The sequence below is a fragment of the Tardiphaga sp. GW822-FHT04G09 genome (assembly GCF_058800725.1).
In genome coordinates this window covers 88,686-110,610 of the sequence record NZ_JBXAMO010000005.1, presented here as the reverse complement: position 1 = coordinate 110,610, position 21,925 = coordinate 88,686, and the positions used below count along the sequence as shown (strand labels likewise).

At 62.2% G+C, this 21,925-nt stretch carries 17 protein-coding genes; 14 read left to right on the top strand and 3 right to left on the bottom strand.

All coding sequences use genetic code 11. The annotated features are described in order from the left end of the window. The first annotated feature begins 248 nt into the window (after positions 1 to 248). Entirely contained in the window at positions 249 to 3,458 is a 3,210-nt protein-coding gene (locus tag AC1RLZ_RS11810; RefSeq protein WP_493188775.1) for an Rne/Rng family ribonuclease, read from the top strand. A 76-nt stretch (positions 3,459 to 3,534) separates the two neighbouring features. Here AC1RLZ_RS11810 and AC1RLZ_RS11805 read toward each other — a convergent pair whose 3' ends face one another. The 3 genes from AC1RLZ_RS11805 to AC1RLZ_RS11795 all read right to left on the bottom strand — a co-directional run bounded on the left by AC1RLZ_RS11805 (position 3,535) and on the right by AC1RLZ_RS11795 (position 6,821). Further along, entirely contained in the window at positions 3,535 to 4,875 is a 1,341-nt protein-coding gene (locus AC1RLZ_RS11805; RefSeq protein WP_493188774.1) for a dicarboxylate/amino acid:cation symporter, read from the bottom strand. A gap of 117 nt (positions 4,876 to 4,992) precedes the next feature. After that, complete coding sequence (locus AC1RLZ_RS11800) at positions 4,993 to 5,607, bottom strand: biotin transporter BioY (RefSeq protein ID WP_493188773.1); 615 nt, start codon at positions 5,605 to 5,607, stop codon at positions 4,993 to 4,995. Positions 5,608 to 5,618: 11 nt separating this feature from the next. Then, positions 5,619 to 6,821 carry a pyridoxal phosphate-dependent aminotransferase gene (locus tag AC1RLZ_RS11795; protein ID WP_493188772.1) on the bottom strand — a complete coding sequence of 401 codons (1,203 nt, stop codon included), beginning with the start codon at positions 6,819 to 6,821 and terminating at the stop codon, positions 5,619 to 5,621. 111 nt (positions 6,822 to 6,932) lie between these two features. Here AC1RLZ_RS11795 and AC1RLZ_RS11790 point away from each other — a divergent pair, with 111 nt between their 5' ends. The 13 genes from AC1RLZ_RS11790 (at position 6,933) to AC1RLZ_RS11730 (ending at position 21,902) form a co-directional block, all read left to right on the top strand. Next, a complete protein-coding gene (locus tag AC1RLZ_RS11790) occupies positions 6,933 to 8,348 on the top strand; it encodes a M48 family metalloprotease (RefSeq protein ID WP_493188771.1) in 1,416 nt (471 codons plus the stop codon). A 403-nt stretch (positions 8,349 to 8,751) separates the two neighbouring features. After that, positions 8,752 to 10,011, top strand: coding sequence for a GGDEF domain-containing protein (locus AC1RLZ_RS11785; protein ID WP_493188770.1), 1,260 nt, complete (start codon positions 8,752 to 8,754; stop codon positions 10,009 to 10,011). Positions 10,012 to 10,145: 134 nt separating this feature from the next. Further along, complete coding sequence (locus AC1RLZ_RS11780) at positions 10,146 to 10,916, top strand: DsbA family protein (protein WP_371421677.1); 771 nt, start codon at positions 10,146 to 10,148, stop codon at positions 10,914 to 10,916. Between the two features lie 199 nt (positions 10,917 to 11,115). Then, entirely contained in the window at positions 11,116 to 12,024 is a 909-nt protein-coding gene (locus AC1RLZ_RS11775) for a cation diffusion facilitator family transporter (RefSeq protein ID WP_493188769.1), read from the top strand. Between the two features lie 610 nt (positions 12,025 to 12,634). Then, positions 12,635 to 13,375, top strand: a complete 741-nt coding sequence (locus AC1RLZ_RS11770) for a DUF1236 domain-containing protein (RefSeq protein ID WP_493188768.1) — start codon at positions 12,635 to 12,637, stop codon at positions 13,373 to 13,375. A gap of 291 nt (positions 13,376 to 13,666) precedes the next feature. Beyond that, complete coding sequence (aroQ, locus tag AC1RLZ_RS11765; protein ID WP_371421680.1) at positions 13,667 to 14,122, top strand: type II 3-dehydroquinate dehydratase; 456 nt, start codon at positions 13,667 to 13,669, stop codon at positions 14,120 to 14,122. Positions 14,123 to 14,173: 51 nt separating this feature from the next. Then, positions 14,174 to 14,671 (top strand): acetyl-CoA carboxylase biotin carboxyl carrier protein, encoded by a 498-nt coding sequence (gene accB / locus AC1RLZ_RS11760; protein ID WP_493188767.1) that lies wholly within the window; start codon positions 14,174 to 14,176, stop codon positions 14,669 to 14,671. Positions 14,672 to 14,701: 30 nt separating this feature from the next. Continuing rightward, positions 14,702 to 16,054 (top strand): acetyl-CoA carboxylase biotin carboxylase subunit, encoded by a 1,353-nt coding sequence (accC, locus tag AC1RLZ_RS11755; protein WP_493188766.1) that lies wholly within the window; start codon positions 14,702 to 14,704, stop codon positions 16,052 to 16,054. 116 nt (positions 16,055 to 16,170) lie between these two features. Beyond that, on the top strand, positions 16,171 to 17,694 hold the full coding sequence (locus tag AC1RLZ_RS11750; protein WP_493188765.1) for a sensor histidine kinase: 1,524 nt from the start codon (positions 16,171 to 16,173) through the stop codon (positions 17,692 to 17,694). Further along, on the top strand, positions 17,691 to 18,131 hold the full coding sequence (locus AC1RLZ_RS11745) for a response regulator (protein WP_371421684.1): 441 nt from the start codon (positions 17,691 to 17,693) through the stop codon (positions 18,129 to 18,131). Before AC1RLZ_RS11750 ends, AC1RLZ_RS11745 begins: the two co-directional genes overlap by 4 nt. Next, the gene (locus AC1RLZ_RS11740) at positions 18,128 to 19,222 is read left to right on the top strand and encodes a response regulator (RefSeq protein ID WP_371421685.1); all 1,095 of its coding nucleotides are present in this window, start codon (positions 18,128 to 18,130) and stop codon (positions 19,220 to 19,222) included. The genes AC1RLZ_RS11745 and AC1RLZ_RS11740 overlap by 4 nt, the downstream gene beginning before the upstream one ends. 169 nt (positions 19,223 to 19,391) lie before the next feature. After that, positions 19,392 to 20,648 carry a GTP cyclohydrolase II gene (locus tag AC1RLZ_RS11735; RefSeq protein WP_493188764.1) on the top strand — a complete coding sequence of 419 codons (1,257 nt, stop codon included), beginning with the start codon at positions 19,392 to 19,394 and terminating at the stop codon, positions 20,646 to 20,648. A gap of 9 nt (positions 20,649 to 20,657) precedes the next feature. Continuing rightward, complete coding sequence (locus tag AC1RLZ_RS11730; protein ID WP_493188763.1) at positions 20,658 to 21,902, top strand: URC4/urg3 family protein; 1,245 nt, start codon at positions 20,658 to 20,660, stop codon at positions 21,900 to 21,902. The last annotated feature ends 23 nt before the right edge of the window (positions 21,903 to 21,925 follow it).

Genomic DNA, 21,925 nt, shown 5'->3' with positions numbered 1-21,925 from the left:
CCAAGATGTTCAGACGGGCCGACGCTTGATGCGCCAGACTGTGATGCCGACCGAGACCCAGGTGGGAACTATGCCGATGCGAAGCAGAAGCTTCGCGCGTCGCCCCGCACTGACCTCGCGATCGGCACGGCGTTCAGGACTGTGTTTCGGCCTTCCCCTCACCCCCGAATCAGGTGGACCGTTGCGTCACCCGGCCGCGCGATACGCGCTTGCCGCCACGCGCGCCGTCCGCCTCCATGAGCCCCCAAATGCCAAACAAAATGTTGATCGATGCGACCCACCCGGAAGAGACCCGGGTTGTCGTGGTTCGCGGCAATCGCGTCGAAGAGTTTGATTTCGAGACTGCGCAGCGCAAGCAGCTCCGCGGCAACATCTACCTCGCCAAGGTCACGCGCGTCGAACCGTCGTTACAGGCCGCCTTCATCGAATACGGCGGCAACCGCCACGGCTTTCTCGCTTTCAGCGAAATCCATCCTGACTACTACCAGATCCCGGTCGCCGACCGTCAGGCGCTGATCGAGGCGGATGAACGCGCCCATCGCGAAGCTGAGGAAGAGACCGACAACCGCTCCAACCGCAAGCGCTCGCGTCATCGCAACTCCCGCCGCCGCGACCGTGGCGAACGGGTGCAGAGCGATGTCGTCGATACGACCGCGATCGATCCGTCGCAGGCCGAACAGCCGCGCGATCCGGCCTTCGAGGTCCACAGCCATCCTCATGATCACGCCCATGATGACGGGCACCACGCTACCGATCACGACCATCATGAACATGACGGTCACGAGCATAGCCATGCGCATGAGCATGCCGAAGGCGATCACGCGCACGATCATGACCGCCACGACCATGCGCCTACGTCCCTCGCGTCCGAGAGCGTCGCTGCGACGGCTCCCGAGGTCGTGGCGTCAGAAGCCGTTGCATCCGAGCCCGTGATCGAACAACCGGTTTCGGCAGGCTTCTCGCCCGCTCCGGTGGAAGCCGTTGTCGAAACGCCGGCGCCGGTCGCCGCCGTCGCGCACGACAATCATGCGCATGACGATCACACCCATGACGAACAGCTCGACGCCGCGCACGCCGAGGAAAATGCGGCGCATGCCGAAGATGTTCACCACGACGAACATCCCGAAAACGAACACACCGCTGCCGCTGACAGCGACGAACACGACGACGAGGACGACGAAGAGGACGGCGAAGAGGACGGCGAGGAAGAAGCCGAAGAGGATCAGGTCGAATCCGTCGGCGGTGACGACGTTCTCGAGGAAGTTCCCGAACGCGCCTTCCGTCCGCGTCGCCAGTACAAGATCCAGGAAGTCATCAAGCGTCGCCAGGTCATGTTGGTGCAGGTCGTCAAGGAAGAGCGCGGCAACAAGGGCGCTGCACTGACCACCTATCTGTCGCTCGCCGGTCGTTACGCCGTGTTGATGCCGAACACTGCCCGTGGCGGCGGCATCTCCCGCAAGATCACCTCGGCCCAGGATCGGTCGCGGCTCAAGGAAGTGGTGTCTGACCTCGACGTGCCGGAAGGCATGGGGATCATCCTGCGCACCGCCGGTGCTTCGCGCACCAAGCCGGAAATCAAGCGCGACTTCGAATACCTGATCCGGATGTGGGAAACCGTCCGCGACATGACGCTGAAGTCGCAGGCCCCGACCCTCGTTTATGAGGAAGGCTCCCTGATCAAGCGCTCGCTGCGCGACCTCTACAACAAGGAAATCGACGAAATCCAGGTCGCTGGCGAAGCCGGCTATCAGGAAGCACGCGACTTCATGCACATGCTGATGCCGAGCAATGTCCGCGCGGTGAAGCTGTATCGCGACGGCCAGCCGCTGTTCTCGCGCATGGGTGTCGAGAGCCAGCTTGACGCGATGTTCTCGCCGACCGTGCAGCTTCGTTCCGGTGGCTACATCGTCATCAACCAGACCGAAGCACTGGTCTCGATCGACGTGAACTCGGGCCGTTCGACCCGCGAGCACCACATCGAAGATACCGCGCTAAAGACCAATCTCGAAGCCGCCGAGGAAGTCGCGCGTCAGCTCCGCCTGCGCGATCTTGCCGGCCTGATCGTCATCGACTTCATCGACATGGACGAGAAGCGCAACAACCGCGCTGTCGAACGCAAGATGAGCGACTGCCTGCGCCAGGATCGCGCACGCATCCAGGTCGGCCGCATCTCGCATTTCGGCCTGCTCGAAATGTCGCGCCAGCGCATCCGCGCCAGCGTGCTGGAAAGCTCCACGGATATCTGCCCGCATTGCGGCGGCAGCGGTCACGTGCGTTCGGTCTCGTCGGTGGCCCTGCAGTTGCTGCGCGGCCTCGAAGAAATCCTGATGAAGGGCGCCACCCATAATCTCATCGTGCGTACCCGCACCGATGTCGCGCTCTATGTGCTCAACCACAAGCGCGGCCATCTGCGCGATCTCGAAAACAGCTTCAAGGTGACCCTCGCCGTCATCGCCGATCCGAATGTCAGCGGTCAGCAGTCCTTCGTGATCGACCGCGGCGAACAGGTCCATACGCTGGAAGCCGCCAAGGCGCTTCTGGCGGCCCAGGTCGCTGCCTTCCCGCCGCCGCTGGAAGAAGAGCCGTTCGACGATGAATATCTGTTCGAGACGGAAGCCGAAATCGAAACCGAGGAGACCGAAGGTCTCACCGATGACGAGACCTCGGGCGAAAGCGCTGCCGGCGAAGGCGATAGCGACGGCCGCAAGCGCAAGCGCCGTCGGCGCCGTCGCGGTCGTGCCGGCGAAGCCCGCGAAGGCGGCGCCCCCGCTCGCGAGAACGGCGAGTTCCAGAATGCCGCTGAAGGCGCGGTCGAGGGTAACGTCGAAACCGTTGGCGACGACAGCGAAGGTGAAGACGACGAGGCCGACGATCAGCCTCGTGAGTCCCGTCCCGATCAGCCGGCCGATGGCGAGCGACGTCCGCGTCGCCGTGGCCGTCGCGGCGGTCGTCGTCGGCGTGGTGGTAACGACGAAGGCCTGGCCGGATCGATCTCCGATGAGCTCGGACCGACGCAGACCTCGGAAGCCAGCGAGGCCGTAGCCGATCTCGAAGGTCAGGACACCCTCCACGACCCGCAGCCGCATCAGCACGCAGCTCCGGACGTAGCGACGTCCTATGCAGCGCCGCAGCCAGAGATCGAACAGAGCCGTCACGATGCCGTGCCGATGTTCGCTCCGGCAGCGCCCGAGCCGACGCCGGTTGCACCTGCCCCGGTCGCGGTTCAGGAAGCCGCCCCCCAGGACGACGACAAGGCTGCAGCCCGTCGCCGTTCGACGGTCCGCGAGAAGGTCAATTTCGGAACGACGTCGGCGGAACCACAACCCGCGGCAGCGCCTGTTGCGGCAGCACCGGAGCCGACGCCCGCTGCGGCTCCGGCCCCTGCTGCACCAGCTCCCGCAGCCGAGGCCCAGCCCCGCAAGGCTGGCTGGTGGTCGCGCGTCCTCGGCAACGACTAAGCACTTTCAACGCACCAACGAAAAAGCCGCCCGGGAAACCGGGCGGCTTTTTTACATCCGTTATGGGTCTGAAGGATCAGCCCGTGGTGATCGCCGTTTCGACATCCGACGGATCGATGGTCTTGTTGAGATTGGCATGCATCGTGTCGTGATCGAGCTCGCCTTCCCACCACGACACGAACACCGCAGCGATGCCGTTGCCGGTGATGTTGGTCAGCGCGCGAACCTCGCTCATGAACTTGTCGATCGAGAACACGATCGCCATGCCGGGCACCAGACGCGGATCAACCACCGACAGCGTGGCCGCCAGCGTGATGAAGCCGGCGCCGGTGACGCCCGAAGCGCCCTTCGAGGTCAGCATTGCCACGATCAGAATCGTGATCTGCTGGCCGAACGACAGATCCACACCGAGCGCCTGCGCAATGAACAGTGTTGCAAGCGTCATGTAGATGTTGGTGCCGTCGAGATTGAACGAGTAACCGGTCGGCACCACGAGACCGACGACCGACTTCGAGCAACCCAGACGCTGCAATTTCTCCATCAACTGCGGAAGCGCGCTTTCCGACGAGCTGGTGCCGAGCACGATCAGAAGCTCATCCTTGATATAGGCGATGAACTTGAAGATGTTGAAGCCGACGACGCGCGCAATGATGCCGAGCACGACCACAATGAACAGCGCCGCGGTCGCATAGAACAGGACGATCAGGCTCAGCAGATTGGTGAGCGCGGCCGGGCCGAACTTGCCGATGGTATAGGCCATCGCGCCGAATGCACCGACCGGGGCCGCCTTCATGACGATGGCAATCACGCCGAACACCGCATGCGAGGTGTCATCGATGATGTCACGCAGCTTGTGGCCGCGCTCGCCGAGCGCCATCACGGCAAAACCGAACAGGATCGCGAACAGCAGCACCTGCAGGATATCGCCCTTGGCGAAGGCGCCAACGACACTGTCGGGGATGATGTTGAGTACGAAGTCGACCGACTTCGTTGCTTCCGCCTGCTTGACGTAATTGGCAACAGCGCCAGCGCTGCCTTCGGTCTTGGTCACCAGACCATGTCCGACCTGGAACAGGTTGCCCATCACAAGGCCGAGGATCAGCGCAAAGGTTGAGACGATCTCGAAATAGACCAACGCCTTGATGCCGACACGGCCAACCTTCTTGGCGTCCTGGATGTGTGCAATGCCCGACACAACGGTGCAGAAGATGATCGGCGCGATCACCATCTTGATCAGCTTGATGAAGCCGTCGCCAAGCGCCTTGATCCATTCATTGGTGGCGAACTGAGGCTCCAGCCATCCGACCAGCACACCGATCACGATGGCGATCAGCACCTGAATATAGAGAACCTTGTACCAGGGCTTTTTGACGGGAGCAGCCGCTCCCGGCCCCGCCGTTATCGTTACTGCAGACATTCCGCTTCAACTCCCTGAGCGTCTTACTGCCGCGGTCATTAGTCACATGGGCGGCCTCTTGCAACCCGCCACACGGAATTACTTATGCGACTAACGAATTAATATCGCGCGTAGCGTTCAGCGATGCCGGCGATCAACCATTCCGCGAAGGACAGGTACAAGGATCGCGCCCAAGGTGTTCTTCACCAGTGCCCCCGCCAGGAACGGCATCACGCCGACCAGCCACGCTTTCTCGCCGCCGAGCTTCATGCCGTAAGCCAGCCACGCAAAGCCCATTGCCATGATCAGGATGTGGCCAATGGCCATTGCCACGAACATGCGGACCATCGAGCGATCCCATCCGCGTTCGCTGAACCAGCCGGTAATGAACGAAGCAATGACGAAGCCGGACAGGAAGCCGGCCGTGGCCCCTGTGAGCGGTTTGAGACCGCCAATGGGCCCGGCGAACACCGGCAATCCCAATGCACCGACGGCTAGATAAGCGATGACCGTCAACGCGCCGAGGCGCCAGCCATAGACGGCGCCGATCATCAGAACGACCAGCGTCTGCAGGGTCATAGGCACATAGGCCAGTGGCAGGTTGAGCTTCGCCGAAACCGCCAACAGCGCGACGCCAAACGCCGCCAGCACTACGGCGCGGCGCGCGACGGCAGAGCCTTTGCGGCGGGGCGGCCACCACACGTCGACGATCGAGACATGATGCGGGGGCTGGACGGATGAATCGGTCGACACGATCCGCTCGCTCACTTTGGGCCCCCCTGCCCGAGCCATTTGCTGATCCGCGCGACCGCCTCATGCATGTCTTCGGTCGAACTCGCATAGGAGAAGCGAATATAGGACTTGCCGTGGATCGGATCGAAGTCGCTGCCGGGCGTTGCGGCGACATGCGCCTGTTCCAGCATCTGCTTGGCGAAATCGAAGCTGTCAGTGGTGAATTTCGACACGTCTGCATAGAGATAGAAGGCGCCGTCGGCCGGCAGGAAGTCCGTGAGGCCGGCTTGCGGCAATCCTGCGGTCAGGATGCGGCGGTTCTCCTGATAGCCATGCTTGATGTCTTCCATCTGCGCATGGCCGTCGAACGCAGCTTCCGCCGCGATCTGCGACAGCGTCGGCACCGAGATCGACAAGTTCTGCTGCAGCCGCTCCATCGACCGCACCAACGGTTGCGGCACCACCATCCAGCCGACGCGCCAGCCGGTCATGCAGAAGTATTTCGAGAACGAATTGATGACGAGCGCGTTCGGCGACAGCTCGGCTGCGGTCACTGCCGGGAATGCGTAATCGAGGCCGTGATAGATCTCATCGGAGATGAAGCGGATGCCCGCGTCATCGGCCGCGTGGATCAGGCTGGTCAGCGCTTCGCGCGACATCATGGTGCCGGTGGGATTGGCCGGGCTCGCGACCAGCACGCCCTTCAGCGGTTTTTCGCGATGCGCGGCGAGCAGATCCTCGGCGGTCAGGGCATGGCGCTTGTCGGCATGGGTCTCGATCAGCACCGGCTCGCAGCCCAGCGCGGTGAGGATGTGCCGATACGGCGGATAGCCCGGCACGGTGACGGCGACGCGGTCGCCGGGCTCGAACACGGCCAGAAAGGACAGGATGAACGCGCCGGAGGAGCCGGTGGTCACCACGATCCGTTCCGGATCGACATCGCAGCCATAGACGTCGCGATAATGCCTCGAGATCCGCGCACGCAGCGACGGGGTGCCGAGCGCGGCGGTATATTCGATCCGCCCGTGCGCCAGTGCGGCCTGCGCTGCCTCAAGGGCCACCTTGGGCGCGGCCGCCGCTGGCTGCCCGACTTCCATGTGAATCACATGCCCGCCGGCCGCCTCGATCCGCGCTGCGGCGGCCATCACGTCCATCACCATGAACGCGGGAACATCGCTGCGTCCGGACGCTGCAAGAAGGCTGTGTGCCCGGGTATTGAGGATCGTATCTGACATGGAAATCTGCTATCTGCGCGGCGTCATGCACGTTACGGCATGGGAGCAACGCCGCGCTCCCGCCGCAATATTTGACTTGTTAGGGCTTATATCGAATCCGAACCTCGGCCAATGATGAAAGACCTGCAGCTGCAGCCTAAAAGGGCTGCATCTCGATTATTCTCGAAGCTAACCACGCTGCTGACCGCGGCGGCGCTGACGCTGACGCCAATGGCGGCTCATGCGCAGCAAGGCGACGCCCCGCGCCTGCTGCGCGACGCCGAGATCGAACAGCTGCTGCGTGACTATACGCGCCCGATCCTGCGTGCCGCTGGCCTCGAAAAGCAGAACATCCAGGTCGTCATCATCAACAACGCCAGCTTCAATGCCTTTGTCGCTGACGGTCGCCGCATCTTCGTCAATCACGGTGCGCTGATGCAGTCGCAGACGCCGAACCAGCTGATCGGCGTGCTCGCCCACGAAACCGGTCATCTCGCCGGCGGCCATCTGTCGAAACTGCGCGAACGCATGGCGCAGGCGCAAACCCAAATGGTTGTGGCCATGCTGCTCGGCCTCGGCGCCATGGCGGCTGGCGCGCGCGGTGGCAACTCCAATGGCGCCGCTGGAAATATCGGTGCCGCAGCGGTCGCCGCTCCGCAGGCGATGATGATGAACACCATGCTGTCCTATCAACGCCAGCAGGAAGAGAATGCCGATCGCGCCGGTGTCAAATTCCTGAACCAGACCGGCCAGTCGTCCAAGGGCATGTACGAGACGTTCCAGCGCTTCGGCGCCGACAGCCTGTTCGCAGCACGCGGAAGCGACCCGTATATGATGTCGCATCCGATGCCGCGGGAGCGCGTTGCCGCCCTCGAGGAGCTTGCGAAATCGAGTCCCTATTGGGACAAGAAGGACGATCCGGCGCTCATTCTGCGTCACGAGCTGATGCGCGCCAAGACCGCCGGCTTCATGGAGCAGCGCGACACGGTGCTACGGCGTTATCCGCCATCCGACACCAGCCTACCCGCGCAATATGCCCGCGCCATCGCCACCTATCGCCATGGCGACCTGCGCGTGGCCGTCGAGCAAATCGATGCGCTGATCAAGGCACAGCCCAACAATCCATATTTCTACGAGCTGCGCGGCCAGGCGCTGCTGGAAGGCGGCAAACCCAACGAGGCGATCGCCCCGCTGCGCCGCGCGGTGCAGCTCTCCAACAACGCACCGCTGATCGAAATGATGCTCGGCCAGGCGCTCGTTGCATCCGACAACAAAGCCTATACCGATGAGGCTATCCGCATCCTGCGCGCTGCGGTGGCACGCGAGAACGAAGCACCCGTCGGCTATATGCAGCTCGCAATGGCCTATGGCCGCAAGGGCGACTATGCGGAAGCCGACCTCGCCTCGGCCCAGGCAGCCTTCCTGCGCGGCGACAACAAGACCGCCCGCGATCTGGCGTCACGTGCGAAGGCACGCTTCGCAGTGGGCACGCCCGGCTGGGTGAAGGCGGACGATATCATTGCGGCGAAGATGCCGGGCAAGAACTAGGGCGGCGCCATCCGCGCTGTTCTGCAACAGATGGCGTCCGATCCGTAATCTTTCGAAATGGTGCTGACAATTTGTCTCCGTACGCAGTGTTCCTGACGATTTGGGGACATCTCTATGCGCGCCAACGCCATCAACTGCCGAGTTGACCGAACAACCGCCTCCCGGGCGGACCGCCAGCAGATCGGTACGGCGGCCTCGCCGAAGCCCTGCCGTCCACGGCCGATATGATCTTCATCATTTTACAACCACCCCAAGCTTCTGGCCGCCAGCAGTCAGGTTCCGTTAACGGAACTGGCTGCAGTTAATGAAAATGGATGCGCTCATCGCGTCCGGCGGGGAGACCAATGCAGTCATCGGATCACGAAACCGCCCCCGGCGTCCCACGCATGCGGAACCCGCGGCAATGAGCACGATGACCATCTTCTGGTTCACGCTCGCCAACTTCCTGTCGTCAGGTCTCGTCTGGGCCTATGTCGCGCGCTGCTATCCGAACTTCGTCCCGGCCCGCTACTGGAGCGCCGCTTCACTGAGCGCGTCGGCCGGCTCTGCCCTCGGCCTGCTGTTTCCCTATCCCGTCGGCCTGCTGTTCGCCGCACAGATGACAGTTCTCGCTTTCTGTCTGTCAGAGGTCGGTATCCGCCGCTTTTACGACAGGCCGACATCCTGGATCGCCACCGCTCTGGTGATTGCCGCGAGCCTGGCCGGCTTCCTGATCTTCAGACTGGTCGTCGACAAATATGCGATGCGCGTTGTCGTCTACTCGCTGAGCCAGGGCATTCCCGTGGCGCTGACGCTGCCACTGCTGCTGTCGCGAGATCATCGATACAGCAATCACGGCACACGCATGGCGGGCTATCTCTCGATTCTCCTGCTTGTTGCTTTCACCTGCCGCGCGATCGCCGCACTGCTTCATCTGGGCGGCGGCGAGCCGACCATGGTGACAGTCGATGCGGTACAGGCCGGCTTCATGCTGGTGGCGGCATTTCTTGCCATGACATGGAATTACGCACTGCTGATGATGGCGATCGACCGCCTGCGCGGCGACGCTGCCGCATTGGCGCTGATCGACGATCTGACCGGCGTCGGCAATCGCCGCCGCCTGTTGCAGCGGATGGATGAGGAATGTGCGATGGCACGGCGAACCGCACGGCCATACGCACTGCTGGCGATCGACCTCGACGGCTTCAAGGCGATCAATGATGGCTTCGGTCACAGCGCCGGCGATGACTGCCTGCGGCAATTCGCCCAAGCGGCGCAGGATCAGTTGCGCCCCGGCGATACGCTGGCCCGATGCGGCGGCGACGAGTTCTGCATCGTGCTACCCGATACCGACCTGCAGCAGGCCGGCGAGATCGCGCGGCGCGTGCTGGGGGCCTGCCCGCGACAATTTGGCAATGCCGGACGCACAGCGAGGACTCTATCCGCCTCCATCGGCGTCGCGCAGTGGTCCCCCGACCTCATCGCCTCCCCCGAACGATTGATGGCGGCTGCCGATCACGCGCTGTATCAGGCCAAGCACAGCGGCAAGAACCGGGTTGTACTCTATGAGCCTGCACCGCCATTGGCACCGGTCTTCGATGACGTCATCGGAGGCGCCTCACTGCCGGTACCGTATGTCCTAGCTGCAATGATCGGACCGGACCACCGTCATTCCGGCTTCTGAGACCTGCGGCACCGTGATGAATTGCACGTGATACCCTTCACAAATAACGCGTATTTCGCCCTCAAGCTGCTAAGCAGCTTCCCGAATTGACCCGTGGCTTTCTGACTCGGCCTTTTCCAAAGGATAATTTGCCCATGCCTTCGTTCCGTTTTCTCGCCTCCGCCGCTGTGGCCCTCGCGCTCTGCGGCGCGCCTGCGATTGCATCGGCGCAGACGTTCAATGACTCCCAGCGCGGCGAGATCCAGAAGATCATCAAGGACTACCTGATCACCCATCCGGAAATCCTCGAAGAGGTCTCTGCCGAACTGACCAAGCGCCAGGCGCAGGCCGAGGCCGAGAAGCATCAGGCTGCCATCGCTGCGAATGCCAACACGATCTTCAATTCGCCGCGCGGTGTCGTCATCGGCAACAAGGACGGCGACGTCACCTTCGTCGAGTTCTTCGATTACAATTGCGGATACTGCAAGCGCGCCATGGACGACATGGTCGGCATCATGAAGAACGATCCGAAGCTCAAGGTCGTGCTGAAGGAATTCCCCGTGCTCGGACCCGGCTCGGTCGAGGCCGCGCAGGTCGCGGTCGCCGTGCGCATGCAGGACCCGACCGGCAAGAAGTATCTCGACTTCCACCAGAAGCTGCTTGGCGGACGCGGTCAGGCCGACAAGGCTCGCGCCATGGCCGCCGCAAAGGAAGCCGGTCTCGATGTCGCCAAGCTGGAAAAGGACATGGCCAGCCCGGAAGTGCGCGCCACTATCGAAGAGAATTTCAAGCTCGCAGAATCCATGGGCATGAATGGCACGCCGAGCTACGTCATCGGCAAGCAGGTGATCATCGGTGCCGTCGGCGCAGACGCGCTGAAGGAGAAGATCAATCAGGCGCGCTGCGGCAAGGCTATCTGTTCGTAAGTCCTGATACAGACCAGGTCGTTTTCACATCTTTGCCTGCTTTAAGGCAACCATCTCGGAATTATGACAAACCGGCTGCATTGCAGCCGGTTTTTTATTTATCCTATCGGTAGCGATCAAAGCGGCTGGACACCATCTGTGACAGAGTAACGTATCCCCAACGGTAAAAGGATGCGGCGGATACCCGCCTAAGTTCCCAATGTTGACCGATACCAAACAGGAGCAGCGGCTCCTGAAAATTTCGATTTACGTCACGCTTCTCATTTCATTTGCAAGCATCGCCTTCGGGCTCGCCATCAGTTCGCGCGCCATCGCCTTCGATGGCTTTTACACGTTGATCGATGCAGCCATGACTGGTGTTGCATTGCTGACTGCGCGACTGATCAGCAGAGGCGAAGACGACCGCTTCCAGTATGGCTACTGGCATCTTGAACCGATCCTCGCGCTGATCAACGGCACGGTGCTCAGCTTCGCCTGCGCCTACGCTTTCATCGACGGCCTTAACGGTCTGATCACAGGCGGGCGCGCCATCGAATTCGGTCCTGGCGCCATCTTCGCCGCGGTAGCGGGCGCCATCAGCTTCGGCATGAGCATCTATATCCGCCGCTCGGCCGGCGAACACGGCTCGCAACTGCTCGACATCGATTCCCGCGCCTGGCTGATGGGCGGCGTCCTCAGTCTGGCGGTCTGCATCAGCTTCTTGCTCGGAGCAGTGATGGCGAAGACTCCAGCGACGGCCTATGCGCCGCTGGTTGATCCGCTGATCCTGCTGGTGGTTGCAATCTGCCTGCTGCCCTTTCCGCTCTCGACAATCTGGAATGCCGGCCGCGACATCCTGCAGGTCGCGCCAAGCGATCTCGACGAGGAGGTTCGCGAGCTCGCGCGATCGATCGCACACAAGCACGGCTTCAGCGACTTCAGCTCGCATGTGATGCGCTCGGGCCGCCAGCAATTCATCGAGATCGGGCTGGTGGCGCCGTCAGGCGGGATCAGCAAGACGTTCGCCGAACTCGACGCCATACGCGCCGAGATTGCCCTGGCCATGGGCGGTCTTAGCCCCGGCTATTGGCTCACGGTGGACTTCACCGCCGACAAGCGCTGGGTGTAAGTCACGCCCGCGCCTTGCGCCACGCCAGGCCTTGATCAGGCGGCCGACATTGGTGATCGCGTAAAGCGAGAGCCGCTACGGTCGTCGCCCAAATGCTCCCATCCAAGCGCAGGTCCTACCGACAAGGCCATGAGCGCCAGAGTCCCGCCAATCCAAGTCTTCATCGAAGCACAGCTCCGCGGTCACGCCCCGCCCTGTCCATGTCGAACGCATAGTAAGGAAGGAGGCCGGCTGCGTGACAGCCGACCTCCTTCACACTGGATCAATATTATAACCAGAGTTACGCGACGTCTTGGACTGTCGCCTCGCCGTGATCTGCTCGCGGATCAAAGCGCGGCAGCTTGTTTGCTGTATTTTCCGGCGCGCCAGCGACAAAATCGGACACCGAACTCATCGCATTTTCCTTATCCGACGGCGCAACGCATATGCTGCCATTTCGTTCCGGCTGCAACCTCTCCATTCCATTTCGACTGAAGTCTACAACGCGAACATCAAGCCCTGACCCGCGTGAAATATGCTCATAACAGAAGCGACGGAACTATACTTTCTCAGGAACAACCCTCCATCATTGTCGTTTGTACGGCGGGCAATGCAATGCGAGGAGAACAAGATGAACAATCGTTTATTGATGAGTGTCGCCGCTGCTGCACTGATAGCAGGCTCGGGTTTCGTTAATGCGCAAAGTCCAGGTGGCGCAGGATCTGCCGGTTCGGGCGCCGGCATGAGCCGGGAGGCGCCGGCGGGTGGTGGTGCTGCGCGTAGCGGCGCAACGAGTGCGCCCGCAGGAGGTGCATCTACCGACCGCGCTGCGCCAATGGAGCGCAACGCCCCCGTCAATAAGGACGAGGCGACTGACACGACCAACAAGTCGGAGCAAAAGCCGGCGGTGAAGTCGACGCAGTCCGACGACAAGATGCAGCGTGACGACAAGCGTGCGACCGACTCGACCCGCGGCAACGAGAGGGCCGGCAAGGACATGAAGGCCGATACCAAGGCCGTCGACTCCAAGTCTGGCGACACGAAGGCGGGTGCCGACAGCAAGTCGACATCGACCGAGACCAAGTCGAGCGCCACCACCGGTCAGGCCGGCGCCGGCGCCAAGCTCACCACCGAGCAACGCACCAAAGTCACGAGCATCATCAAGCAGCAGAACGTCCAGCCGGCGACCAATGTAAACTTCTCGATCTCGGTTGGTACCCGCGTGCCGCGCGAGGTTCGCTTCCATCCGCTCCCGGCTGAGATCGTCACCATCTATCCGGACTGGCGTGGCTACGAGTTCTTCCTGGTTCGCAACGAGATCATCGTGGTGAACCCGCGAACACTCGAGATCGTTGCGGTCCTCGATGCCTAAGGCGCATCTCATGTGACATCCGGGCGGGCTCGAAAAGGGTCCGCCCGTTTGCTATCCGGCACACTCCGTTCCTGTCGCAAACCGGCATTATTGCCGGAAATGGCGCCAGCGGCTTTAACCTTGGTTAATAAGCACTTTCCATAGGTTCCACCGGGCTTTTTATGAATTGGGTGAGGTATTTGGCTGGGGGAACCGGAGGCCTAGAGGCTTCCCCTTAGCGGTTTCGTTACCTATAACCCCCCGCAGAACGGCGCCCGCGCGCGCCCATTGCTGATATGCCCGGGATGTCCGATGGCCAACACCATCTACGTACTCAACGGCCCCAACCTGAATCTGCTCGGAACCCGCGAGCCGGAGACCTATGGCCACGCGACCCTGGCCGATGTCGAAAAGCTTTGCGCAGCCGCCGCCGCGCAATATGGCCTGACCGCAGATTGCCGGCAGTCCAACAGCGAAAGCGAGCTGATCGGCTACATCCATGAGGCCCGCGAGAAACACGTGGTCGGCATCGTGATCAATGGTGGCGCTTACTCGCACACCTCGATCGCCTTGCACGACGCTATCGTCGGCGTGCGCATTCCCACCGTGGAAGTGCATGTCAGCAACGTCTACACCCGCGAGAGCTTCCGCCACCATTCCTTCATCGCCAAGGCAGCCTTTGCCAGCCTGTGCGGTTTCGGCATCGAAGGCTATCGCCTTGCCATCAGCGGCCTCGCCGCAAAAATCGGCGCCAACGCCGTCGCGTGACGCGCCCGCTTCGCTCTTTATTCGTCTTTCACTTCAGACATTGGATTGCCCATGGCCCGCAAGCCTGACGACACACAGACCGCAACGCCAAAAGCCAGCAACGACAGCGGCATGATCCGCGAACTGGCGCTGCTGCTGGATGAAACCAATCTCACCGAGATCGAGGTAGAGCGCGCCGGTCTGCGCGTGCGCGTCGCGCGTAACATCAGCGTGGCTGCCGCCGTCCCTGCCTACGCGCCGGCGCCTGCCGCCGCCCCCGCGCCGGTCGCCGTGGCGGCTGCCGCCGCCGCACCGGCCGCCGACATGGCCAAGCACCCGGGCGCTGTGCCCTCGCCGATGGTCGGCACCGTCTATCGCGCGCCGGAGCCCGGCAAGCCGGCTTTCATCGAAGTCGGCACCAAGGTTGCTGCCGGACAGACACTGGTCATCATCGAAGCGATGAAGACGATGAATCAAATCCCTGCGCCACGTGCTGGCACAGTGACACAGATCCTGATCGAAGACGGTTCGCCGGTCGAATACGGCGAAGCGCTCGTCATCATCGAGTAATTTAGAACTTATCTCTGACTCCGGAACGCCATGTTCGAGAAAATCCTGATCGCCAACCGCGGCGAGATCGCATTGCGCATCCTGCGGGCCTGCAAGGAGCTCGGCATCGCGACCGTGGCCGTGCATTCGACCGCGGACGCCGACGCCATGCATGTGCGCCTCGCCGACGAGAGCGTCTGCATCGGCCCGCCCGCGTCGAAAGACAGCTATCTCAACGTCCCGTCACTGCTCGCTGCCTGCGAGATCACCGGCGCGGATGCGGTGCATCCCGGCTACGGCTTCCTGTCGGAGAATGCGCGCTTCGCGGAAATCCTCGCCGACCATAATCTGAAATTCATCGGCCCCAAGGCCGAGCATATCCGCCTGATGGGCGACAAGATCGAAGCCAAGAAGACCGCCAAGCGCCTCGGAATCCCCGTGGTACCCGGCTCCGACGGCGGTGTCGGCCCTGAAGACGACGCCATTGCGATCGCCAGGGAAATCGGCTTTCCGGTGCTGGTGAAAGCTGCTGCTGGCGGTGGTGGCCGCGGCATGAAGGTCGCGCAGACCGAAGCCGATCTGCTGATGGCCCTGTCCACTGCCTCGAACGAGGCCAAGGCCGCGTTCGGCGATGCCTCCGTCTATCTCGAGAAGTATCTGACCAAGCCGCGCCACATCGAAATCCAGGTGCTGGGCGATGGCCGTGGCGGTGCGCTGCATCTCGGTGAACGCGACTGCTCGCTGCAGCGCCGGCATCAAAAGGTCTGGGAAGAAGGTCCCTCGCCGATCCTGTCACCGGAAGCGCGCGCCAAGATCGGCGGCATCTGCGCCAAGGCGATGCAGGACATGCAGTATCTTGGCGTCGGCACCATCGAATTCCTCTACGAGGATGGCGAGTTCTATTTCATCGAGATGAACACCCGCATCCAGGTCGAACATCCCGTCACCGAGATGATCACCGACATCGATCTGGTGCTGGAGCAGATCCGCATTGCAGCCGGTGGCGACCTGCCGTGCACCCAGGACGAAGTGAACATCATCGGGCACTCCATCGAGTGCCGCATCAATGCCGAGAATCCGGAGACGTTCCGGCCCTCACCCGGCACCATAACCCAGTACCACCCGCCGGGCGGCCTCGGCGTCCGGATCGATTCTGCGGTCTATCAGGGCTACAAAATTCCGCCTTATTACGACTCGTTGGTCGGCAAGCTGATCGTCCACGGTAAGAATCGTCCGGAATGCCTGATGCGCCTGCGCCGGGCACTGGACGAGATCGTGGTGGAAGGCGTCGAGACGACGCTCCCGCTGTTTCGGGCGCTGGCCCGGGAAGGCGATATCATCGAGGGCGATTACCACATTCACTGGCTGGAACAGTATTTGGCCGGCAAGGCGGCCAAGGCCTGACATTACTTCGGTTCGGGCTGGAACCAATTGCCCGAACTGGCGTTTTTTCCGCTGCTGGGGACCGTCCGGCGCGGGGGCCGTGTTGAAATTCAATCTGCAAGCAATGCGAGTGTTACGTGACTGCTGACGCCGCCCGCAGGCGAGCGCTTTGGCAAATCCTGCTGCTCTTGGCGGGGTTGCTCGTCCTTGCCGCAATCAGCGCCGCCTCCGTGATCCTGGTGAACCAGGCACGCGACGATTCCAGATGGGTGGTGCACACCGTCGAAGTCCAGAACCAGATATCAAACCTGCTGCTGGAAATCCGCCGCGCCGAAAGCGCCACGCGGGCCTATCTGCTCTCCACCGGTCCGCTGTTTCTGTCCGAATACGAAACCTCGACGGCGGCCATCCTGCCGGCCGTCGACAGATTGGTGGCCCTCGCCAACGACAATCCGGCCCAGATCGCCAACACGGTCAAACTGCGTGCAGCCGTCGAGCAGCGACTGGCGGAATTCGCCAGGGGTATCGACCGCATCAAGAACAACGACATCCAGTCGAGCATCGACATCCTGCGTCGCGGCGGCGCCAATCAGGCCGTTCAGGACATCGCCAACATCACCAGCGCTATGCGCGCCGAGGAAGGCCGCCTGTTCGTCGAACGCACCCGGACGGCCGACCAGAGCCAGCAATGGGCCTCGTTAGTCACCGTGGCCGGCTCCGGCCTGGTGGTACTCCTGGCGGCGCTGTCGATCTTCCTCGTGCGTCGCTCGTCAAACGCCCGCGATGAGGCCGAGGCCCGGTTGCGCGACAGCAACATCGACCTTGAAGCCGCCGTTGAGGAGCGCACGGCCGACTTGCGCGAGGCCAACGACGAGCTGCAGCGCTTTTCCTATATCGTCAGCCACGACCTGCGCTCGCCGCTGGTCAACATCATGGGCTTCACCAGTGAACTCGAGGAGCTGCGTGGCGACATCTTCCGCCGCATTGCGACCCTGGCCAATGAAGAGCCCGTGGTGCCCGATGTGAACGGCGAATTGCCGGAGCCGGCGCTGCCCGAACAGGACAAGCAACTCTCCGCCGACTTCACCGAGGCGCTCGGCTTCATCAAGTCATCGATAGGCAAGATGGACCGTTTGATCAGCGCCATCCTCAACCTGACTCGCGAGGGCCGGCGCGAGTTCAAGCCGGTCAAGATCGAAACCCGCGAACTGATTGAAAGCATTGCCGCCACCGTGGCGCATCAGGCGGCCGAGACCGAAACGCAAATCCGGATCGAGCCATTGCCAAGCATCGAGAGTGATCGCCTTGCAATGGAACAGATCTTCGGCAACCTGATCGACAATGCGCTGAAATATCTGAAGCCCGGCGTCCCCGGCGACATTCTCGTCAAGGGCCGCACCAAGATGGGCTTTGCGATCTTCGAGATCATCGACAACGGCCGCGGTATCGATCCCAAGGATCATCAGCGCATCTTTGATCTTTTTCGCCGCGCGGGTACACAGGACAAGCCCGGCCAAGGCATCGGACTGGCCCATGTGCGCGCTTTGGTTCGACGGATGGGCGGCACCATGTCGGTGTCATCGGAACTGGGCAACGGCAGCAACTTCACCGTCACGCTGCCGGCCAGATGGACGGGGCATAACCGGGATAAACAAACATGAGTAAGCCAGTCACCATCATTATGATCGAGGACGACGAGGGGCACGCCCGTCTGATCGAGCGCAATATCAGGCGCTCGGGTGTCAATAATGAGATCATCCCGTTCACCAACGGTACAGACGCCGTCAACTATCTGTTCGGCAAGGATAGCAGTGGCCTCGATCACAAGGGTGAAGCCTTGCTGATCCTGCTCGATCTCAACCTGCCCGACATGACCGGGATCGATATTCTGAAGCGTGTCAAAGAGAACGAATTTCTCAAATGCGCGCCCGTCGTGGTCCTCACCACCACCGACGACGCGCAGGAAATCAAACGCTGCTACGAACTGGGCTGTAACGTCTACATCACCAAGCCCGTCAATTACGAGAGCTTCGCCAACGCGATCCGCCAACTCGGTCTGTTTTTCTCCGTCATTCAGGTTCCGCAAGCGTCCACATGACATCTGCCACGACGCCAACGCTGCTGTATATCGACGACGACGCAGGTCTTGCGCGGCTGGTGTCGCGCGGCCTGACGCGGCAGGGCTTTGGCGTTGAGCATTGCGATAACGGCGAAGCCGGCATTGAGCGGATCAAGCAGGGCGGCATCGACGTCATCGCGCTCGATCAATACATGCCGGGTCTCGACGGGCTGGAAACGTTGGAGCAGATTCAGATGCTGCCCTCGCCGCCGCCCGTGGTGTTCGTCACGGCGTCGCAGGACAGCAAGATCGCCGTTACTGCGCTGAAGGCGGGTGCCGCCGACTATCTGGTGAAGGATACCCAGGGCGACTTCCTGCCGCTGCTGCATGTCGCCTGCACGACCGCGATCAAGCAGGCCCTGATATCGAAGGCCCGCGACGACGCAGAAGCCGAAGTCCACGCGTCACGCGACCGCTATGCGGCACTTGCGGCCGAGCGCGAAGTGCTGCTGCGCGAAGTCAATCACCGCGTCGGCAACTCGCTCCAGATCATCGCCTCACTGCTGCATCTGCAGGCCAACTCAACCAACGAAGATCACGTCAAGGTGGCGCTGACCAATGCCATGGGCCGCGTCGCCGCCGTAGCGCAGGTCCATCGCCGGCTGTACACGTCGCATGATCTCAACAGCGTGCTGCTCAATCAGTATCTCGAAGCCCTGCTGGAAGATCTTCGCAGGTCCGCCGAAGGCAACCGGATGTCACGCCTGACGCTGAAAGCCGAGACCGTCGAGATCGATCCTGACCGCGCCGTTGCCATCGGCATCATCGTCAACGAGCTGGTGATGAACGCGGTGAAATACGCCTATCCCGATGGCGCCGGCCCGATCCACGTCGTGCTCACCGCACAAGGCAAAGACCTGGAACTGTCGATCACCGATGACGGCGTGGGTCTCAATGTTAAGGTCGATCCCCGCTCCACCGGTATGGGCCAGCGCATCGTCAACGCCATGGCCAATAAGCTCGACGCCTCCGTCGAGCGCGACCCCGACCATACCGGCACCCGCATCGTGCTACGGTTCAGTGCCGTCGCCAAACCAGCGGCCAAACCGCCTGTCAGCGCCGCGGGCTAGCCGCCTGCGCAGCGGCCGCGCCTTGGACACTCCAACCTGCACGAACGCCCCAGCTACCACGTCTTTCGCCCTGTTGCATTTGTTCGGGAGATAGTTATAGTTAGTTGCTTCCTTAGCAATAAGGCCCGTCTTTCCAGGCGGGCCGTTGCCATTTTAGGAGGCCATTGCGATGAGCCGTTCCAACCGGATCGATCATATTCGCCTGACGTCGCATCCTGCGCCGGGCGCCAAGCATAACTTCCCGATCCAGTGGGGCGCGCCCACCGCACGCGAACGCGGGCCGATCATCGGCACCGTCTCCCGCCCTCAGGACCGCAATGTCATCGGCACCCATGGCGGATCCTACTCGGTCTATCGCGCGCTTGCCGTCTCGTCCGGCGCGCTCGATCCGCTGAAACGCCCCGATCTCACAAACACCCATCCGGCAGCAACCGTCGGCCCATTCGGCCAGTGGATGGAGCCGGAGAAAATCGTATCGCTGGATCCTTGGGGCCATCTCGTTGCCGAGAGCTTTGCACCCGAAATTGCCGAAGGGATCGATATTCGCCCCAGCATCGCCATCACCAAGGCGCGCCTCGATCTGCCAGAGCTACAGGCCGCCATCGCCGGCGGGCGCCTCAGGCATGACGGCGACGTCGTTCACGCCAATGGCAGCGTCTCGGTCGTCAAGATCGCCATCGATCCGGTGTGGTACCTGCCCGGCCTCGCGAGGCGTTTTGATACGAGCGAGAACAATCTGCGCCGCCAGTTGTTCGAACAAACCGCCGGCATGTTTCCCGAACTCGTCACGCGGCCTGACCTGCAGGTGTTCCTGCCGCCGATCGGCGGGACCACCGCCTATCTGTTCGGCGATGTCAGCAGGCTGCCGGATCACACGACGAAGATCACTTGCCGCGTTCACGACGAGTGCAACGGCTCCGACGTGTTCGGCTCCGATATCTGCACCTGCCGTCCTTATCTCATTCACGGGATAGAGGAATGCGCGCGCGCCGGCCAATCCGGAGGACTTGGCATCATCATCTACAATCGCAAGGAAGGCCGTGCGCTCGGCGAAGTCACCAAGTTTCTGGTCTACAATGCGCGCAAACGTCAGGAAGGCGGCGATGCCGCTGCGCAATATTTCGAGCGCACCGAATGCGTTGCCGGCGTGCAGGATGCGCGCTTCCAGCAATTGATGCCGGACGTGGTGCACTGGCTTGGCCTCAAGCGCATCGATCGCTTCATTTCCATGAGCGACATGAAGCATGATGCGTTGACCAGCCAGGGCGTCGAGATCGTGGAACGCGTGCCGATCCCAGACGCCATGATCCCGGCCGACGCACATGTGGAAATCGCCGCCAAGAAGGCCGCCGGCTACTTCACGCCGGAGCCGGTCACGCCGCAGGATCTGATCGACTCAGTCGGCCGCGGGCTCGAGAAATATTGAGAATCAGCTGTGAATTCCCATATCCCGGAAAGTTCTACTGTCCTCTCCTTGCTGTCAGCCCACGCCGTGCGCGAACGCGCGCAGCGCATGTTGGCGCGTGGCCTCGACGACAAACTGCCGAACTTCCGCATCGATCTCACACAGATGGATGATGTGATCAATCTGGTGCTGGAGACGACGCGGGCGTCCTATCCGTCGCTCGACGTGCCGTTCCATTCGCGTTGGCGCCACTTCGTCAATGCCGGCGACGATCGCTGGGCTCATCTCGCAGATCGCACCAAATGGACCGACCGCGCCGTCCGCGGACGTGCCGAATTCGATCTCGCCATCACCAGCGTGTTCCTCGATGCGGGCGCTGGCCCGACCTGGCGCTACACCGATCCGCAAACCGGTGCGGCCATCGGACGCTCTGAAGGCCTCGGTCTCGCCAGCCTCACGATGTTTGCCGGCGGCGCATTTTCCGCCGACCCAGCAGAGCCGCTGCGCGCCGATGCCAGCAAGCTTACGCAGCTCGACGTCAGCGATCTAAAGCGCGGCATGCAGGTCTCCGAGACCAATCCGATGGTTGGCATCGATGGCCGCGCCGACCTGCTGCGCCGGCTGGGCACACTTGTGGCATCGAGGCCGGATGTGTTCGGCACCGGGGATACGCCGCGCCCGGGCGGCTTGTTCGATCGCCTGACGTCGCTCGCCGATGGCGACCGCCTACCCGCGCCCGTCATCTTGTCCGAACTGCTGCAGCAATTCGGCCCGATCTGGCCCTCACGGCTGACAGTGGGCGGCATTGCGCTTGGCGATTGCTGGAAACATCCCGCAATGACCACGGCTGACGCCACTTCCGGACTCGTGCCGCTGCACAAACTGTCGCAGTGGCTGGCCTATTCGCTGATCGAACCGCTGCAGACTGGAGGCATCCACGTCACCGACATCGACGGCCTCACGGGATTGGCTGAATATCGCAATGGCGGCCTGTTTGTCGACGGCGGCGTTTTGAAATTCCGCGATCCCGCCGACGCTGCGCGTCAACATGACGTATCCTCGCCGCTGGTGGTGGAATGGCGGGCACTGACCGTGGCACTGCTTGACCGCGTCGCCGACGGCCTGCGACAAAGACTGAAGCTCGACGCGACGTCACTTCCGCTGGCGAAAGTGCTCGAAGGCGGCACCTGGGCTGCCGGTCGGATCCTGGCGCGCGAGCGTCGCGAGGATCATTCGCCGCCAGTGAAGGTCATCAGCGACGGCACGGTTTTCTAGTTCAAAGACGTTTTTACACTCTC

Bases quoted from the DNA above. Each gene is read 5' to 3' on its own strand.
- AC1RLZ_RS11810 (WP_493188775.1), top strand. From the start codon at position 249: ATGCCAAACAAAATGTTGATCGATGCGACCCACCCGGAAGAGACCCGG.
- AC1RLZ_RS11805 (WP_493188774.1), bottom strand. From the start codon at position 4,875: ATGTCTGCAGTAACGATAACGGCGGGGCCGGGAGCGGCTGCTCCCGTC.
- AC1RLZ_RS11795 (WP_493188772.1), bottom strand. From the start codon at position 6,821: ATGTCAGATACGATCCTCAATACCCGGGCACACAGCCTTCTTGCAGCG.
- AC1RLZ_RS11790 (WP_493188771.1), top strand. From the start codon at position 6,933: ATGATGAAAGACCTGCAGCTGCAGCCTAAAAGGGCTGCATCTCGATTA.
- AC1RLZ_RS11785 (WP_493188770.1), top strand. From the start codon at position 8,752: ATGAGCACGATGACCATCTTCTGGTTCACGCTCGCCAACTTCCTGTCG.
- AC1RLZ_RS11780 (WP_371421677.1), top strand. From the start codon at position 10,146: ATGCCTTCGTTCCGTTTTCTCGCCTCCGCCGCTGTGGCCCTCGCGCTC.
- AC1RLZ_RS11775 (WP_493188769.1), top strand. From the start codon at position 11,116: ATGTTGACCGATACCAAACAGGAGCAGCGGCTCCTGAAAATTTCGATT.
- AC1RLZ_RS11770 (WP_493188768.1), top strand. From the start codon at position 12,635: ATGAACAATCGTTTATTGATGAGTGTCGCCGCTGCTGCACTGATAGCA.
- aroQ (WP_371421680.1), top strand. From the start codon at position 13,667: ATGGCCAACACCATCTACGTACTCAACGGCCCCAACCTGAATCTGCTC.
- accB (WP_493188767.1), top strand. From the start codon at position 14,174: ATGGCCCGCAAGCCTGACGACACACAGACCGCAACGCCAAAAGCCAGC.
- accC (WP_493188766.1), top strand. From the start codon at position 14,702: ATGTTCGAGAAAATCCTGATCGCCAACCGCGGCGAGATCGCATTGCGC.
- AC1RLZ_RS11745 (WP_371421684.1), top strand. From the start codon at position 17,691: ATGAGTAAGCCAGTCACCATCATTATGATCGAGGACGACGAGGGGCAC.
- AC1RLZ_RS11740 (WP_371421685.1), top strand. From the start codon at position 18,128: ATGACATCTGCCACGACGCCAACGCTGCTGTATATCGACGACGACGCA.
- AC1RLZ_RS11735 (WP_493188764.1), top strand. From the start codon at position 19,392: ATGAGCCGTTCCAACCGGATCGATCATATTCGCCTGACGTCGCATCCT.